Source organism: Pedobacter cryoconitis (genome assembly GCF_001590605.1).
Classification (GTDB): Bacteria; Bacteroidota; Bacteroidia; order Sphingobacteriales; family Sphingobacteriaceae; genus Pedobacter; species Pedobacter cryoconitis_A.
Map to the genome: position 1 here is coordinate 1,660,381 of NZ_CP014504.1, position 18,347 is coordinate 1,678,727.

Consider the following 18,347-nt stretch of genomic DNA (forward strand, 5'->3'; position numbering starts at 1 on the left):
ATGAAAGCAATCGTATATAACGGAGCCTGGGATATCCAGCTCAAAGAAAGAGAAGAACCTGTAATCACAGCTGCAGATGAAGTCATTGTCGAAATTAAAGCCACTGGTATTTGCGGGACAGACCTGAGCATAATTTCTGGTGAATACAATGCAAGTCCAAAGGTAATTATCGGTCATGAATCTGCAGGGATTATTGTAGCCAAAGGCGCTGGAGTTGAAACCTGCAGTGTAGGTCAGCGTGTCATTATTGATCCGACCTTTTATTGTGGCTACTGTGAAAATTGCCGTAAAGGACTTCGCAATCACTGCTTACTGAAATCAAGCACAGAGGCGGGCGTCTCTATAGATGGTACTTTTACCAAATACTTTAAAACCACTAAACAGTTTATTTATCCACTGAACGATAACATTCCTTTTGAGCAGGGTGCGATGTCTGAGCCGCTTAGTTGTGTGCTCACTGCGGTGAAAAAACTGGCAGTAACCCCCTATATGCGCACTGCAATTCTGGGTGGCGGCCCAATTGGTCTGCTCTTTTATATGGCATTGACCCAGCACGGTATACAAGAAGGTGTAGTTTACGAAGCATCCCGTGACCGGATTAAACTCATTGAAGAAAACAACGTCTTGTCCCGGAACTGGAAAATAGAACCTTCATTTGTTCCACAGAAGAACCAATATGACCTGATTATTGATACTACAGGTTCACTATTGGAAAAATCAATGCAAGCAATTGCAGACGGCGGTAAAATATGTATGATGGGCTTACGCAATAACCAGCAGACCATTAATGCGAGAGAGATTGCTGACCGTAGTATTTCAATTATCGGATCTATTGATTCCATGGACACTTTCAGACATGCTGTAGACCTGATTAATAAAGGCAATCTGGGCTTAGAAAAAATCATTACGAATGAGTATGGTCTGGATGATTTTGAATCCGCGATCAAAGATCTGGGTTGTGATATCAGCACAAAAATAAGAAGTAATAATATTTCAAGTCTTAAATCTGTAATCAGAATTTAAAAAAAAAACTAACCATGAGATACATCATATTTGATATAGACGGAACGTTGACAGATACTACTCAGGTAGATGATCATTGTTTTACACAAGCCTTAGAAGAAACTTTCGGTTTCCGTGGGTTTGAAACAGATTACGGGCACTATGAGAATACAACGGATTCTGGTATTATCCATCAGCTTTTTATAGAAAACCATCAGCGTACCTATACAGAAGCAGAAAGAGAATTATTCATCAAGAATTTCTTAGTTTTACTGAAAGACGCGCATACAGAAAGTAATGACTGCATGAAAGAAATACCTAAAGCAGGTAAAATACTTCAGGCATTATGCGCACAGGAAGGGGTAAGTGTTGGCCTGGCAACTGGTGGCTGGAAAGAATCAGCTTTATTTAAATTGAGTTGTGCAGGCATTTCTGCTACCGCTTGTGCAGCCGCTTCATTTGCACAAGATGCAAGAGCCAGACGTGATATTATAGGCAGTACCATCCAGAAAATGAATAGTCTGCATAGGATAGATATGCCACTGTCAGAAATCATCTATGTAGGCGATGGCAAATGGGATTACCAGGCCACACAACAATTAGGTATCCAATTTATTGGAATTGATAACAAAAAGTTAGAAGATCTTGCAGATATTGTAAAGATTGCAGATTACGACGAATTACAACTGCACCTGGTATAAAAATAAAAACTTAACATCAAACAGTGTATTGGATTTTAATCCAATGCACTGTCTTTAAACATAAATGATCTATGCCCTTATCTATTGATAAAAAACGTTCTCATCGTATTGCAACCAGTATCTTCTTTTTTATAGCCGGACTTACTTATTCCAGCTGGGCATGCCGTATTCATGATATTAAATCTTTCTATACTTTGAGTGATGGAGAACTGGGAAGCGTGTTATTTGCTTTGCCTGTTGGCTTGATGATCAGCTTACCGATATCAGGGTGGATGGTCACCAAATTTACAAGCCGTAAAGTATTGATTGCGGCAGGTTTGCTGTTTCCTTTCGTGTTATGTATCATTGGATTGACTTCTCATATCTGGCAATTGGTTATTGTACTGTTTTTCTTTGGATTTTTAAACAATGTGTTTGAAATCGCTATGAACACACAGGCTGTGGGCATAGAAGAATTATATAAAAGGTCAATTATGGCTTCTTTCCATGGATTGTGGAGTTTAGCCGGCTTTACAGGCGTTGCTATTGGCACCTTGGCTATTGCACTAAAATGGCCATTCTGGATGCACTTTGTATTGGTTGGCGCACTTTGCTGGATATTGGTATTTTATTCCTGGCGTTATCTCTTACCAGAAGACGAAGCTTCAGAATCACAGCCCTTATTTGCGAAACCTGACAGCAATATTTTGAAATTGGGCCTGATTGCTTTTGCGAGTCTGATTACAGAAGGTACGATGTTCGATTGGAGCGGTGTATATTTTAAAACTGTAGTTACCGTTCCCGAAGCGCTAACCACCATGGGATCTATCGCATTTATGGCGACAATGGCAGGCGGACGTTTTGCAGCAGATAAGTTTGTAACCCGGTTTGGAATCAGTAAAATCCTTCAATTCAGCGGCATCATTAGTACAACCGGGCTTTTACTGGCTGTGATGTTTCCAAATATTTATACTGCTACTTTAGGTTTTTTAATGGTAGGAATCGGTGTGTCATCCGTAGTGCCCCTTGTATTGGCGCTGGCCGGGAAATCAAAGACTATGGCGCCGGGAATGGCAATTGCGGCAGTCTCTACAGTTGGCTTCTTAGGTTTCCTGATTGGCCCGCCAATGATTGGCTTTATTGCACAGGCAACCAATTTACGCTGGTCGTTCTTATTAATTGCAATCCTTGGATTCGGAACGACATTGCTGGCTTCCCAGATTAAAAAAATGGTTTAGATAACATCAATCAATGCGCTGTAAATCAGTAAATAAAGTCATTTATAATACTATTTAAAGGCATTAAACACAATCTTCAATGAATTCATACTGAATATGGAATAAAAGGGCTGCGGCCCTTATTTCAGTTCCTGAATTTAACACTTGCGGTATTAAATTACTTGTTTTACTTACTCCAATAATCGCGGCTTAAACGTTATATATTTTCATTTAATTACGTTAAATTTAAGTAAGTGTAAACCAAATAATAAATTAACGTATGATGAGAAGATTTACAAAACCAGTATTCTTGCTTTTAATGCTCTGTATCACAGCTCTCTGTGTTCAGGCGCAAAGCGTCGTTATTAGCGGAGCAGTTATTGATAAGCTGAGCAAAGCACCTGTCCCTGGAGCAGGAATTACCATTAAAGGAAAAACAGTTGGTACGACTACAAATCAGAGCGGAAAGTATGCATTCAGTACGGCCGAAAAAGCACCCTTTACCATTGTTATTTCTTTTTTGGGTTATACATCCATTGAAAAATTGATCAGCGGAAATACCGCCAATCTGAATGTAGAATTGGAACAGGAAGGTATTCTTGGGCAGGAAGTTGTTATTTCAGCTTCCAGAACGCCCGAAAAGATATTGGAATCTCCAGTATCTATAGAAAGGATGGGACATAGCGCCATCAAAGAACAAGCTGCTCCATCTTTTTATGATGCTTTGAATAATATGAAAGGTGTTGAAGTGAGTACACAGAGTTTAACTTTCAAATCTATCAACACCAGAGGCTTTAATTCAAACGGAAATACCAGGTTTAACCAATTTGTCGATGGGATGGATAACCAGGCCCCCGGACTTAATTTTGCGGTAGGTAATATCGTGGGTATTAATGATCTGGATGTAGACAATGTGGAATTATTGCCGGGTGCATCATCAGCACTTTATGGTGCAGGTGGAATTAATGGCACCATGCTGATGACTTCCAAAAGCCCTTTTGATTATCAAGGACCTAGTTTTCAGTTTAAAACCGGAATTAACCATGTCAACGACAACAATACAGGTGTACAGCCTTACAATCAACTGGATGTCCGCCTTGCGAAGGCCTGGAACAATAAATTCGCTGTTAAGGGAACTTTCTCTTTTCTTCAGGCACAAGACTGGCAAGCAGATAATTTCTCCAATTTTGACCGTGCTGCAAGGAAGGGAAAAGATGGCAACAGAAATTCAGATCCGAATTATGACGGGATTAATGTATATGGTGACGAAGTAAGCCAAAACATGCGGAATGTGGCACAGTCAGTATTAAATGCCGGGACTTCTGGTTTTGTTCAGGGGGCGCTTGGATTGATAGCACCTCCAACTGCCGCACAGATTGATGCGTTCAAGTCAAATCCTGCAGGATTAAATGCATTAAATGGTTTTTTAAGGACCAACGCGACCATGAGGCCTTTTTATGCAGGGCTGAATACGCCAGGTTTATTGCCTGATCAGAATGTATCCCGCACGGGTTATGAGGAAAGTTCATTAGTAGATTATAAAACACAATCACTTAAGGCTTCAGGTTCAGCAAATTACCGTTTCAGTAAGACTGTAGAAGCTATTGCGCAAGTTTACTGGGGCAGTGGCACTTCTGTTTATACGGGGTCGGACCGTTATTCTTTGCGAAATTTCAGTATCGGACAGTATAAACTGGAGTTAAAAGGCCAGGACTTTTTTTTAAGAGGTTATACCACACAAGAACGTTCAGGTGATTCTTATATCGCTTCCATTCTGGGCAGTTATATCAATGAAACTTCTAAAAAATCTACAGATTGGTTTCCTCAGTATGTAGGGAATTATATTGGTGCAAAGTCTCAGGGAGCTACAGATGCTGCTGCTTATGCGGCAGCAAGAGCAGCGGCTGACCAGGGCAGGTTTGTTCCGGGTTCCAAAGCGTTTGGACTGGCTAAGGAACAAATCCTGAATACAACCATTGCAGGTACAGATTTTAAAAAAGGAATTTACGGAGCGAAATTTAATGATAAGACTAATTTATATCATTACGAAGGAATGTATAATTTCAGCAACTTATTTAATAACGTTGTTGAATTTCAATTGGGTGCCTCTTATCGTTTGTACCAGTTAAGATCAAATGGAACTATCTTTAATGACTTGGTTGATGAGATTAATATTAAAGAATATGGAAGCTTTGCCCAATTAGGCAAAAAGTTCTTTGAAGATAAACTTAAGTTGACAGTTTCTGGCCGTTATGATAAAAGTACCAATTTTGATGGCCGGTTTACCCCGAGGGTTACGGGTGTTTATACCGTAGCTAAGAACAATAACATCCGGGTCTCTTACCAGACCGGATATCGTAACCCGACTACACAGAACCAGTATATTGATTTGTCAGTGGGTGGTGGTTCACAAAGATTAATCGGTGGAATCCCTGAAATTTTAAATAAATATAGCTTATTTGCAAATCAGGCTTATACAGACGTCAGTTATAGAGCTTTTTTAGCAGCGGCAGCAGCTGGAAACCCTGATCCGACCTTGTTAAAAAGCTATAGTTTTGATGCAAAAGGGGTGAGGCCCGAAAGTGTTCAGGCTTTTGAAGTAGGTTATAAAGGTCTGCTTGGTCCTAAATTCCTGATCGATGCTTATGCCTATTACAATATTTACAAGAATTTTATTACTGCAGTAGATGTTTATCAAAGAAATACTGACGGATCAGGTTTTACTAAATTCGGTGTTCCCGTAAATGCTGCAGGAAAAGTGACTTCTTATGGTGCAGCATTGGGAATTGATTATTTACTCGCTAATTATAATTTGAGTGGTAATATATCATACAATAACATCGGTGATATTCCTGATAATTACATTAATGATTTTAACACACCAAAAATCAGGTATAATCTGGGTATAGCAAAAAGAGAATTGATTAAAAACGTTGGGTTCAATGTAAATTATCGCTGGCAAGGAAAATTCTACTGGAATTCTTCTTTTGCCTCTGGCGATGTGCCTGCATTTGCCTCACTTGATGCACAGGTTAACCTGAAAATCCCTTCGGTAAACTCTATGATCAAAATAGGGGGCTCAAATGTGCTGAATAAGTATAATTTCACTTCTTACGGAAATCCCGCAGTTGGCGCAATTTATTACGTGGCTTATGCATTTAATCCATAATGAGCTTATTATGTCACCTGAAATATTAATTTCAGGTGACATAAACTATTGCTACCCAAATCCTGAGAGAATTGATGAATGCTCAAATTTAATCCTTCCTGTTTTACGATTGTCCGGAGGTATATATAATACGTCCAAACAATCGTATTTATTACAAAAGAGCTTCTGCTAATTCGTTTTTAATAAATAATTTAGACCGTTTATTAAAAACCATAAATGAAGAAACTTTACCTACCAATTTTACTGTCACTCTTTACAGGGTACAGCGCAATGGCGCAAACACAAACATTTACTATTACAGAATCATCAATCGCTGCCCCAAAAGCAAATTATCAGCTGGCCTCAAGGTTTTCGCCAGCCAAAGTTAAGAAGATGGTCTACTCAATCGAAGCAGATCCGCATTGGATGAAATTAAGCAACCGGTTTTGGTATGCTTATGAATCGCCAGCAGGTAAAGAATGGTACCTGGTAGATCCATCAGCAAAAACTAAAAAGAAAATCTTTGACAAGGCAAAACTCGCTGCTGAAATTACGACCATTATTCGTGATCCTTTTGATGCACAACATCTGCCTTTAGAAAACCTGAAATTCTCAAGCGATGAGAAATCAATTACTTTTGAAGTGAAAAGTTCGATTGATGAACCTAAAAAAGATAGAAAAGATAAGAAAGCAGCAGACTCTACGCAGAAAAAAATCTTCTCTTTTCACTATGTGCTTGCCAGTGCAAAGCTGACAGAGATCCCTAATTATTCTAAACCTAAAGAAAAGCCGAAATGGGCCTCAGTAGCACCAGATTCTTCTGCTATTATTTTTAGCAGAAACTATAATCTGTACTGGATGGATAGAGAAAATTATAAAAAAGCAGTCAAGAATGAAGATGACAGCACAATTGTAGAACATCAATTGACTAAGGATGGGGTTAAATTCTATTCTTATGGTGCTAATGGAGATGGAGAAAACAATGTAGAAAATGAAAAGAATAATAAAAAAAGGAGAGGGGCATACGTGTTATGGTCACCAGATGCTAAAAATTTCGTATTAAACAGAGAAGATGAACGCAAGGTAAAGGATCTTTGGGTAATCAATAGTATAGCTGAAGGCAGACCAACATTAGAGACTTATAAATACCAGATGCCCGGTGAAGCTGAAGCACCAGTGAATGAATTGCTGTTATTTAATTTTGGAACTAAAACGTATAAAAAACTAAATACGTCAGCTTTCAAAGATCAGGATTTCTCTTTGTGGGATGCGCCGGCACTCAACAAAAACAGAGACAACGAATTCAGACCATCTATTTGGCTGGGTACAAATAGCAAGATCTATTTCTCTCGTAAAAGCAGGGACTTAAAAAGAGTGGATTTGTGTGCAATTGATATTCACAATGAAACGGTTACTCCTTTAATTGAGGAGCGTTTTAACACCTATCTGCAAACTAGCCGTCCAGGACTGGTAAATGACGGAAAAGAAATCATTCATTGGTCTGAACGTGACGGATGGGGACATTTTTATCTGTTCGATGCTGCTGGGAAATTGAAAAATCAAATTACTAAAGGTGCTTTTCATTGCGAAGACATTGTCAATGTGGATCAAAAAAACAGGGTACTTTATTTTACGGCTAATGGCAGGGAAACTAAAGAAAACCCTTATTATCTGCATTTGTACCGGATCAATTTTGATGGTTCAGGAATCAAGTTGCTTAATGCCGGAGATTTTGATCATGCAATAAGCATGAATGATGAAGCCAGGTTTTTTGTAGACAATTCATCAAGAGTGAATACTGCTCCAAAAGCAATAGTAAAAGACAACAATGGCCAGGTAGTCATGGAACTGGAAACTACTGATCTTTCTCTATTGATGGCTACCGGATATAAATTTCCAGAGCCATTCACTGTAAAAGCTGACGATGGTATCACTGATCTTTATGGAGTGATGTACAAGCCTTTTGATTTCGATCCGAATAAAAAGTACCCAATCATTGAGTATGTATATCCTGGTCCGCAAACAGAAGCGGTAAATAAGGCGTTTAGCAAAAGCATGGATAGAACAGACCGGTTGGCACAGTTTGGCTATATTGTTATTACTGTGGGAAATCGTGGTGGAAACCCAGCAAGATCTAAATGGTACCATACTTATGGTTATGGAAATCTGCGTGATTACGGACTGGCAGATAAAAAAGCTGCAATAGAGCAATTGGCAGACAGAAATAAATTTATTGATATCAGCAAAGTAGGGATTACCGGACATTCTGGTGGGGGCTTTATGTCTACAGCTGCAATGCTGGTTTATCCTGACTTTTTTAAAGCTGCAGTATCCAACGCAGGTAACCATGATAACAATATTTACAACCGCTGGTGGAGCGAAACACACCATGGTGTAAAAGAAGTTATTACAGCAAAAGGTGATACAACTTTTAAATATAGCATTGACAAGAATCCTGACCTCGCAAAAAATCTTAAGGGGCATTTAATGCTGATGACAGGTGATATTGACAACAATGTACACCCGGCAAATACGATCAGGGTCGCAAATGCTTTAATGAAAGCCGGCAAACGTTTTGAGTTTGTAATTGTACCCGGACAGCGTCATGGATTCGGAGATTTAACAGAATATACATTCTGGAAATTAGCAGATCACTTCAATAAATATTTGATTGGCGATTCTTCAGCTGCTGACCAGGTTGATATCGTGGAGATGGAAAAAGAAATAGAGCAGAAAAAATAATTGTGCTTATTGATGAAACTGGCCTGAATGCCTTAAATGGTTAAAGGTCAGTTTCATTTTACAATATTCTTTGCCATTATTAGTTGTTGGTAAGCTTTAAAACTGTATATTATTCCCTTTTACATTATTGTTATATAATTAACATTATGTTAAGTACGTTTTTGGGATACGTCCCCCGGCTCATAAAAACATCAATCCTGGATGTGTATCTTGAATCTCTCCGGCCTTCTCCATCAGGCTGATCCTTCTGGTCGCTTATTGGAAACTATTCGTGAATTTTGTTGTCGAAAAACTTTTTCGCTCTGAAGATCCACCATTTAAAAATAAGCCAGAGATCGTTTCTAATTTAAATACTCCATTCAGAATAAACATTGTTTTGGCATTTACATAGAACACGCCATCATAAGTCTTCTGTTTTTTACTCAGACCTAATGAAATCCCGGCCGGTGCTCCTTCTGCATTTACGCTCTTGCTTGCATTATCTTTATAAATCTCCTTGCTTTTCAATGATACTGTCAGGTTATCTCTATCAATTTTCAGGATAGTGAATGTATTTTCTATTTTCCTGTCGTTTAATTCAATTGAAGTGTTCCAGCTGTTGTTTACTGCTACGTTTGCAGGTAAACCGGCATTAAAAATTAAGCCATTCCAGTACATATCCGACTCGTAAACCGGGAGTTCACTGTTCCATAATTTATTGACTTTGCTCAAATTCGGAGTTGTATCAGTAGTTTTATGTTTCTCAATAACCATTACAGATGACTTATTAAGTACATCTGTAAATTTCTTCACCAGCCTTTCAGATCCATCTGTAGATTCAAATGAATTATCAGAATCATATTTTAAAACTCCAAATGGCCTGTCTAAGATGAGGATTGCTCTTTTAAGTTTCTTTTCAGCCCCTGCTTGATCTGAAGTTTTTTTATCAAATTTGGTTTCCCACGTTAATATTTCAGTTTTACTGGATGAATTGCCAATGGCTTGATTATGATCAGGTTTTTGACTGCCATCAACCGATATCTGGCTCCCATTATCAGTCTTATTCTCGATGACCGAAATTAGCCTATGCCCTTTATAACCCTCAAAATCAGGTTTTTTGACCTGCGACTTTGCAGAGGAGACAAAAAATAAAAAAACTATTAAATTAGTAGCGTATATTAATTTTCTTTTCATTCTGGTGATATTTAATTATGAATGCAATTATAGTAAACTTTATATTTAATTAACGCTTGTAATGAGAATTAAAATTTCTTATATTAACCTTCAGTTGATGATATTAGAATAAGGCTTATATCAAAAAGAATTAATTTAACCATTTAAAGCTTAAAATCATGAAAAAAGTTCTCTTAATCGTTATGTTAGCATTTGCAGGAACCACCTTTGCTAACGCGTTTACAAAATCAGATTTTGTAAATATGATTACCCCTATTGCAAATAATAGCTATTCACTTAATGAATTGATATCAACAAATGCTGCTATCGAATATACATCTTTAGAAAATATTCAGTCTAATGCTAACCGAAAACTGCCACATGGTGATGTAACCGATGAAGATGGAAACGTAGTTGGCTGGTGGGTTTATGACGGAAACTCCGGCGTACTGCTTATCTATCTTTATTAAAAAATAAATATCATTAACTGGATCTAAGCCTTATTTTAGTTAAAAATATCAACTCAAACCGGATAACCTTTGAAATTTCTATTGTTCGTTATATTATTCCTGTTTTTTACTCCTGCGAAACTATTCCCACAGGCAAATAAGATAATATCTATTAAAATTACGAATAACGGCGCTGCTGAAAAAGAACCATTTGATCTCTATATTTACGCCGACTCTACGCTTAAGTTCAAATTTCTGAATTCAAATACAGATACAATCTTTAAAATATCCGGAAAACCCGGAATAGTTTACCATGCTGTAATATCCAGATTAGGAGAAACCGTTCCTATTTATAACTGGAAATTTGACACCTTAAAAGTGAATTTTACTAAACAGCTGCCATTGGATCCCGTTGCTTTACATTTAAAAACAGTTGTGATCAATGGCCAGCGACAAACCTATAAACGCGGTGACACCCTGGTCATACCTGTAGAGGATATCAGAACAAGACCGCATTCCAGTGCCACTGAATTAATCGATAAAATTCCGGGATTTTCTGCCGGCACAAACGGAAATATTACCGCTCTCGGTAAAAAGGTGCAGAAAATCAGGTTAGACGGGGCCGAAATATTTGGTGGAAATCCAAGAGCAACACTCGAAAACATTAAAGCAGACATGCTTAAGGATGTTGAAATCATTAATATGGATGGAGATTCCGGAGGAGGCATCGAGCTGAATCTCCGGTTGAAAAAAGACAGGAAAGAAGGATGGTACGGAGAAGTTTACGGCCAGCAAGGAACCAGTGAAAGAAATAATGCCGGAGTTAAGTTGAATAAAATTAAACCCGGAACGAATTTCAGTTCTTTTTTCAACTATAACAATCAGAATCAGCAAGTGCTGTCCCCAAATGATTATCTCAAAATGATTAGTTCTGGTAATGAAATACGGAATACCCTTGGTACACAGAAACTATACTACGATTTCAAATTAGAAGACCCTTTTGACAATATAAACAGAGTATTAGAAAAACTATCTTTTTTAGAGAAAGGCGAGCATAAAACATTATCAGCAGGACTCAATTTTAGTAAAACATATAAAAAAATAAGCTGGAATTCTTATTTGCTTGGTAATTACGATAAAGCCAATATCGATGACATTTCAAACACAACCAGGAGCTTAGGAGAATTTCGCGCAGAAGACTTTAAGAGGTATACCAATAGAAATAAGGCTTTTGATGCTACTCAGGAAACCAGTTTGAAATGGACTCCAAACGACAAAAATACAATTAGTGCCAAGTTAATCCTCGAAAGAAAATATTTGAAGTCCGCGCAGTCCGGCCAGCTCAATAGTTCTTTATATAACCAATCAGACAGCCTGATCAATAAAGCGCTGATTTTCACCAATCAGTTGCCAGTAAATAGCAATAATTTATTACTGCTCACCGGGAATTGGGAACACAGGTACCAGAAACCAGCTCAGAAGACCACAGCTTCAGCTGGTATGCTGCTCAATAAAACAATCGCTGATAATAATTATCAGAATCAGCTGACAACCAATGCAGACCTTTTAAATAATGCTGATAACCAGGTTCACCAGTCCAACAGCAATTATAACTATTTTGGTACTGTTCAACATAGTACATCACTCAGTAGAAAACTCTTATTTGATATCAGAACGAATGCAATGCTTTCCCGGAGTTTGACAGATAGAGTTGGCGTGAACATTTTAGAAGATAAAAAAGTGCAACCAAGTCTATCCTTGAGTACAAAGAATTTTATAGTTCAAAATAACCGGATTACACTTCAAAGTTTCCTGTTCTATAAATCAGGTCCTTTAAGTATCGTTGCCGGGGCCGGGGCATTATCATCCCATTGGAAAGTAGCAGCAAATGACTCGCTATTTAACCAAATCAACAAAACTACATTCTTGCCTGGTTTTTACGCTAATTATGTTTTTAACAAATCCAAGGTCTCTTTCAGGTATACAAAAGAACAATTTACGCCAGCTTTAAATAACCTTTTACCAGCAGTTGATAGTAGTATGATACAACAGGTTTCAATTGGGAATTCAATGTTGAGCCCCTATCTCTCCAACAAATATGAAATCAATTCAGATGTTTTTATTCAAGGGCTCGGCTCAGTAAATCTTCAGGTAAATTATGCTTTAACAAATCTGCCAATAACTGATAACTTCAATATAATTAACGGGGGCTCTTTTCCTGAACGAAGTTTTACCCAATTTGGAAAAGCAAAAGAAATCACCGGAACCCTATCCTACTTTAGATTCAATACATCAAAATCAATCAATCCTTATGTATTCCTATTTTATTTATGGAGAAAACAATATCAATTGAATCAGCAAGTTGTAACACCATTAGAGTTTAGTGCAATCAGTCCGCAAGCAGGATTAAAAATCAATTTTTCTAAAGAACATAACTTAAATTTAAGCATACAAGCAATTATTAATAACGCTCATGGAACTACCGGAAGTTCAACTGTAAGGTATAATATGGAACTTAAGGATGATAATAAATTGATGGAAGGGCTTTATTATAAAGTTTCAACTAAATGGATTTTGATTAATACCGATCATACGCTAAGTTCAATTAATCCAATTATTAATTTTAATATTTACAAATACTTCAGTAAACTAAAAAGCTGGCAGGTAAATATCGGGGCAAGTAACCTGCTTAATGTAAATATGATCAAACTTTTGAATGCAGGGATTACTGAAAGAACCACTGCATCCTATAATTATTTATCGAGATACGTCAACATTGGAGTTACCTTTTATCCTGAAAGATGGAAAAAGTAATATTAAAACTCCTCTAACTGAGCTTTCAATTCCTGGGCCCTGTCAAATCTGTTTTTGCGCGTATAAATGTCAATTAATAAAGTGATCGTAGGTTTATCTTTTCTATTGACTTTATGTGCCTGTGATAAAATGATCTCAGCCCGGTTAAGATTAGAAGTAAATGCCAGGAGATCCTTTTTAGGAGTAGCCAATGCATCATTGCTCAGGTTAAGATAAACTAAACCTAACTGATACAGCGCATCGAAATAATTACGGTCTATATCCAAAGCCTTATTATAAGCTAACTCGGCGGTTCCCATATTTGTATTTTTCTGATGCAAATACCCATACAGATAATACAACAACTTACTTCTGGTCTCTACCTTTAATGTACTTTCAATAACCTGTCTCGCTTCAGTATACTTCTCTGTATCCAGCAACAAGTTGATATAATCATTGTTCAATAAATCATTATAAGGATTGTAAATCAGTCCCTCCTGCAGCGTTTTTAAAGCAAGCTCATTATCCAGCTTACGTTTATAAATGTCAGCCATACGCTGGAATACCACTGCATTCATAATCCCGTTCTCCTTAGCACGTTTGAAATACGCTAACGCTTCATCCTCATTTTTAACACCTTCAGCACTTAGCGCAGCATTAACAGCCAGAATAGTGTCTTTAGGAAAGAAATCACTCACTTCTTTCAAATATTTAAACGCAGCGCTGAAATCTTTAGCCTGGTAAGCAGATTTTCCTTTCTGCTGTTTTTTAATGTTTATATTATAGCTTGATGCTTTGATCAGACCGGAGTTATCTTCAAACTTATCAAACCTTTTAGCTGAATCTATCGCATTAATAGCCAGATCAAAATATTTATCAGAATTATCCTGACTCGGGTCAACAATAGCAATATAAGAACTCAGGTAAGATTTGATAGCCCAGGTTTCAGGCCACTTCTTTGTTTCTCTATCCTTTTCAGCAGCTTCTGCCGCTTTAATCCCTTCTGACAGTATTGACAATTGTGCTTTTTGATCCTGTTTGTTTGCAATTGCTGCCTGAAGCTTTCCTACACTATTTCTCGCAATATAGAGCTGTGTCTTTTGGGAAAACGCTGAAGTGGAACTCACCATCAAAATAGTAACTGCAAATAAATATCGTTTCTTCATCATATGCTTCATTAGGCTTAGCTACAAATTTATACAAAAAAAAAGAGGGATAAAATTTATCCCTCTTTTAATATCACATTTGTGATTAATAATTATTTTTTTGGTGCAGCAGCTGGTGTACCATTTTGCGCATCTAATAATTTTTTAGTAGCCTCATAATTTACTTTGTCATCTTTAAAAGCATAAATAACTTTTAAGTTTTCTAAAGCAGAAACCATTTTAGGATCTAATTCGTAAGCTTTTTTGTAGTAAGGTAATGCCTGATCGATAAAACCTTTCATTTTAAGCGTTACCTCATCAAATTCCTTTTTCTTTTTAGGATCGATTTTATTTCTTTTTCCTTGTAAATCTAAAGCTTGTTTGTAGTAAGTATCACCCATAGCATATTGGTATGAAGCGTTTTTACCATCTTTAGCAATTAGTTTAGCCAATGATTCCTGAGCTTTAGCAACATTACCCTGTTTGATATAAAGGTCAGTCTGCATACCAGAGAAATAAGAATTCTCAGGATATTTAGCTAAAGCAGCTTCTAATAAAGCAGTACCAGCAACCGTATCTTTCACCTGGCTGAATTCAGTAGAAATGATTTCACTGTACAAAGATTCAGAATCTTTAGATCCTAAATCAATTGCTTTTTTGAAGTTTTTAACCATTTCAGGATAATCATTGATTTGCTTGGCAGTAACACCTGCATTTACAAAAGTTGAAGTATCCTGAGGATTTTTAACCGTTAACTCATTGAAAAACTGAAGTGCAGATTTAAAATCTTTTTTATTGTAAGCAAAAATAGCTCTGTTTCTTAAAGCATTAGATAAAGTTTGTTCAGCTTCTTTGATGTTATCCTTTTCGCTCCCTTTTGTATCTAACTCTTTAGCTTTTGCAATTGCTTCTTCAGCAATTTTATCCTTAGCAACTGCATTTGCAATATTTAAAGAATCTACAAATGAAATTCTTGACGCAAATAATGCTCTGTAAGACCATGCCTCAGGCATAATTTTAGACTTCTCGTTTGCAATAGCATTATCAGTAGTCTTTAAACCATCTTCAAGAGATTTTAAGGTTTCATCTAAAGTTTTTGCACCAGGTAAACTCGCTAATGCCCAGGTATTTTTAGCTTTGGAAACTTCACTCTTCTGAGCGTTCGCATAGGTGGCAGCACCTATTAAAAGCATACTTAAAACTACTTTTTTCATATTGTAAATTGGTTTTAATGAATATAAACCCTGGAGCTTAAAAGGATAAATAATATCCGTTACTACTACAGGGTTTATTGGGTCTGTTTTTAATTTAATTTATTCTTAGTCTTCTTCTGTTTCGTCCGTATCCTCTGCTTCACCTTCCTCATCAGAACCTTCTTCTTCCGGCTCCTCTGCCCCTTCTTCAGTTTCAGCTTCTTCAGCACCACCTTCTTCCGGTAATACATCTGCAGGATCTACCAACAACAGCTCTCCGTTAACTTCTTCTTCAGGATCATCCTCATGTTCGATTTTCGCAACAGATGCAATTGAATCATTTCCTTTTAAGTTAATCAAACGAACACCTTGTGTTGCTCTTCCGATAACCCTGAGCTGACTCAAAACAATTCTGATAACGATACCCGATTTATTGATAATCATTAAATCATCAGCATCAGTAACCGCTTTAATAGCGATCAAATCACCAGTTTTATCCGTAATGGTAATTGTTTTTACACCTTTACCACCACGATTAGTAACGCGGTAATCCTCTACATTAGTACGTTTACCGTAACCTTTTTCAGAAACTACCATTACTGTTGCTGATGGATCATCAACAGCAATCATGCCAACAACTTCATCAGCAGCATGACCCAGAGTAACACCTCTTACCCCGGTAGCTGTTCTGCCCATAGGCCTTACGGTCGCTTCATTGAACCTGATTGCACGTCCGGAACGCAATGCCATGATGATTTCGCTTGATCCGCTCGTTAAACTAGCTTCCAGTAACTGGTCACCTTCATTGATATTAATTGCATTGATACCATTTACCCTTGGTCTTGAATAAGCTTCCAGAGAAGTTTTCTTAATCGTTCCTTTTTTGGTACACATGATAATATAGTTGTTCTCCAGATACTCCTGATCTTTCAGATTCTTAACCTTAATATAGGCCTTGATTTTCTCTTCTTTAGGAATATTGATAATGTTCTGGATCGCTCTTCCTTTACTTAACCTTGAACCTTCAGGGATTTCGTATACCCTTAACCAGAAACAACGTCCCGTTTCCGTAAAGAACAACATATAGTTGTGGTTAGAAGCAATCAGTAAATGCTCAATGAAATCTTCATTTCTTGAATCACTTCCTTTTGAACCTTTACCACCTCTTGCCTGTGTACGGTATTCAGTTGCAGGTGTACGTTTGATATAACCTTCATGAGAGATAGTGATCACGACTTCTTCATCTTCGATAAAGTCTTCCATGCTCATATCTTCAGCAGAGTGAACGATAGTAGTTCTACGCTCATCGCCGTATTTATCCATCATTTCAGCCAGCTCATCCTTGATAATCTGCATTCTAAGGCCTTCATCAGCTAAGATAGATTGCAAGTACTCAATCGTTTTCATCAACTCATTAAACTCTTCTTTGATCTTGTCTCTTTCCAGTCCTGTTAAACGGCGTAAAGTCATATCCAGAATTGCTCTCGCCTGAATATCACTTAAACCAAACTGCTCCATTAAGCCTGTTCTTGCTTCTTCAGGAGTATTTGACGCTCTGATTAACTTAATTACTTCATCTAAGTGATCTAAAGCAATTAATAAACCTTCCAGAATGTGTGCACGTTTCTGTGCCTCGTCCAGTTCAAACTTAGTACGGCGTACAATTACATCATGTCTGTGGTCCACAAAGTGTCTGATCAGATCTTTCAGATTTAACATCTGAGGTCTGCCATTCACCAAAGCAATATTATTTACACTGAATGAAGTTTGTAAAGCAGTTTGTTTGAAAAGGTTATTCAATACAATTGAAGCATTCGCATCACGTTTAATTTCATAAACGATACGGATACCATCCTTGTTTGATTCATCTTTAATATTAGAAATACCTTCCAGTTTTTTCTCTCCGACTAATTCAGCAGTACGCTCAATCATCATTGCTTTGTTAACCTGGTAAGGAATTTCAGTAACGATAATAGTTTCGCGGTCCTTTACCGTTTCGATCTCAGCTTTAGCGCGCATTACAATACGGCCTCTACCAGTTTCAAAAGCGTCTGAAACGCCATTATATCCGTAAATTATTGCTCCGGTAGGAAAATCCGGGCCTTTTACGAATTTCATTAACTCAGGAATAGTAATTTCTGTATTTTCAATGTAAGCAATAGTCGCATTGATTACTTCTGTAATATTGTGAGGCGGCATATTTGTTGCCATACCTACTGCAATACCCGAAGAACCATTAATTAAAAGGTTTGGTACTTTTGCCGGAAGCACTGTTGGCTCTTTTAAAGAGTCATCAAAGTTCAACTGAAAATCTACAGTATCTTTATTGATATCCGCAAGCATATCTTCAGCGATTTTCTGGAACCTTGCTTCCGTATAACGCATTGCTGCCGGAGAGTCACCATCAATCGAACCATAGTTACCCTGACCTTCTACCAGTAAATAACGTAAGCTCCAGGGCTGTGCCATACGAACCATGGTCATATATACTGAAGAGTCACCATGCGGGTGATACTTACCCAGTACTTCTCCTACAATACGGGCTGATTTCTTGTAAGGCCTGTTATTGGCCAAACCAAGATCAAGCATCCCGTAAAGTACACGACGGTGTACAGGTTTTAACCCATCGCGTACATCAGGTAACGCCCTTGATACAATAACAGACATCGAATAATCGATGTAGGCAGACTTCATCTGCTCGTCAATATCAATTTTTATTATTTTGTCGTTTTCCTGATTTTCTAAATCTTCTGCCATAAAATAGTGATGTTCGTTAAAAACGATTTAAATAAGGTAATGTTATAACCTTGCGAATTTAAGAAAATA

Annotated in this window: 11 protein-coding genes; 7 read left to right on the forward strand and 4 right to left on the reverse strand. The window is 37.4% G+C overall.

Annotated features, from left to right (window positions below; genetic code table 11):
* From AY601_RS07100 to AY601_RS07120, 5 genes are all read left to right on the forward strand, one after another.
* Nucleotides 1-1,023, forward strand: a complete 1,023-nt coding sequence (locus AY601_RS07100; RefSeq protein ID WP_068398487.1) for a zinc-dependent alcohol dehydrogenase — start codon at nucleotides 1-3, stop codon at nucleotides 1,021-1,023.
* 14 nt (nucleotides 1,024-1,037) lie between these two features.
* Entirely contained in the window at nucleotides 1,038-1,703 is a 666-nt protein-coding gene (locus AY601_RS07105; protein WP_068398490.1) for an HAD family hydrolase, read from the forward strand.
* Nucleotides 1,704-1,774: 71 nt separating this feature from the next.
* The gene (locus tag AY601_RS07110; RefSeq protein WP_068398493.1) at nucleotides 1,775-2,920 is read left to right on the forward strand and encodes an MFS transporter; all 1,146 of its coding nucleotides are present in this window, start codon (nucleotides 1,775-1,777) and stop codon (nucleotides 2,918-2,920) included.
* 259 nt (nucleotides 2,921-3,179) lie between these two features.
* Nucleotides 3,180-6,068: a TonB-dependent receptor gene (locus AY601_RS07115; RefSeq protein WP_068398496.1), complete on the forward strand. Its 2,889-nt coding sequence runs from the start codon at nucleotides 3,180-3,182 to the stop codon at nucleotides 6,066-6,068.
* 216 nt (nucleotides 6,069-6,284) lie between these two features.
* Nucleotides 6,285-8,789 (forward strand): S9 family peptidase, encoded by a 2,505-nt coding sequence (locus tag AY601_RS07120; protein WP_068398499.1) that lies wholly within the window; start codon nucleotides 6,285-6,287, stop codon nucleotides 8,787-8,789.
* A 255-nt stretch (nucleotides 8,790-9,044) separates the two neighbouring features.
* Here the strand turns inward: AY601_RS07120 and AY601_RS07125 are convergent, their stop codons facing one another.
* Nucleotides 9,045-9,962: a hypothetical protein gene (locus AY601_RS07125; protein ID WP_068398502.1), complete on the reverse strand. Its 918-nt coding sequence runs from the start codon at nucleotides 9,960-9,962 to the stop codon at nucleotides 9,045-9,047.
* 158 nt (nucleotides 9,963-10,120) lie between these two features.
* Here AY601_RS07125 and AY601_RS07130 point away from each other — a divergent pair, with 158 nt between their 5' ends.
* Nucleotides 10,121-10,411 (forward strand): hypothetical protein, encoded by a 291-nt coding sequence (locus AY601_RS07130; RefSeq protein WP_068398505.1) that lies wholly within the window; start codon nucleotides 10,121-10,123, stop codon nucleotides 10,409-10,411.
* 69 nt (nucleotides 10,412-10,480) lie between these two features.
* On the forward strand, nucleotides 10,481-13,204 hold the full coding sequence (locus AY601_RS07135; protein ID WP_157287763.1) for a hypothetical protein: 2,724 nt from the start codon (nucleotides 10,481-10,483) through the stop codon (nucleotides 13,202-13,204).
* A gap of 2 nt (nucleotides 13,205-13,206) precedes the next feature.
* Here the strand turns inward: AY601_RS07135 and AY601_RS07140 are convergent, their stop codons facing one another.
* The 3 genes from AY601_RS07140 to gyrA form a co-directional block, all read right to left on the reverse strand.
* Nucleotides 13,207-14,352: a tetratricopeptide repeat protein gene (locus AY601_RS07140; protein WP_068407278.1), complete on the reverse strand. Its 1,146-nt coding sequence runs from the start codon at nucleotides 14,350-14,352 to the stop codon at nucleotides 13,207-13,209.
* An 89-nt stretch (nucleotides 14,353-14,441) separates the two neighbouring features.
* Entirely contained in the window at nucleotides 14,442-15,542 is a 1,101-nt protein-coding gene (locus AY601_RS07145; RefSeq protein ID WP_068398512.1) for a tetratricopeptide repeat protein, read from the reverse strand.
* Nucleotides 15,543-15,647: 105 nt separating this feature from the next.
* Entirely contained in the window at nucleotides 15,648-18,278 is a 2,631-nt protein-coding gene (gyrA, locus tag AY601_RS07150) for a DNA gyrase subunit A (protein ID WP_068398518.1), read from the reverse strand.
* Between the last annotated feature and the right edge of the window lie 69 nt (nucleotides 18,279-18,347).

Excerpts from the sequence above, each read along its gene's own strand:
- AY601_RS07100 (WP_068398487.1), top strand. The coding sequence starts at position 1 with ATGAAAGCAATCGTATATAACGGAGCCTGGGATATCCAGCTCAAAGAA.
- AY601_RS07140 (WP_068407278.1), bottom strand. The coding sequence starts at position 14,352 with ATGATGAAGAAACGATATTTATTTGCAGTTACTATTTTGATGGTGAGT.
- AY601_RS07130 (WP_068398505.1), top strand. The coding sequence starts at position 10,121 with ATGAAAAAAGTTCTCTTAATCGTTATGTTAGCATTTGCAGGAACCACC.
- AY601_RS07145 (WP_068398512.1), bottom strand. The coding sequence starts at position 15,542 with ATGAAAAAAGTAGTTTTAAGTATGCTTTTAATAGGTGCTGCCACCTAT.
- AY601_RS07115 (WP_068398496.1), top strand. The coding sequence starts at position 3,180 with ATGATGAGAAGATTTACAAAACCAGTATTCTTGCTTTTAATGCTCTGT.
- AY601_RS07125 (WP_068398502.1), bottom strand. The coding sequence starts at position 9,962 with ATGAAAAGAAAATTAATATACGCTACTAATTTAATAGTTTTTTTATTT.
- AY601_RS07105 (WP_068398490.1), top strand. The coding sequence starts at position 1,038 with ATGAGATACATCATATTTGATATAGACGGAACGTTGACAGATACTACT.
- AY601_RS07120 (WP_068398499.1), top strand. The coding sequence starts at position 6,285 with ATGAAGAAACTTTACCTACCAATTTTACTGTCACTCTTTACAGGGTAC.
- gyrA (WP_068398518.1), bottom strand. The coding sequence starts at position 18,278 with ATGGCAGAAGATTTAGAAAATCAGGAAAACGACAAAATAATAAAAATT.
- AY601_RS07110 (WP_068398493.1), top strand. The coding sequence starts at position 1,775 with ATGCCCTTATCTATTGATAAAAAACGTTCTCATCGTATTGCAACCAGT.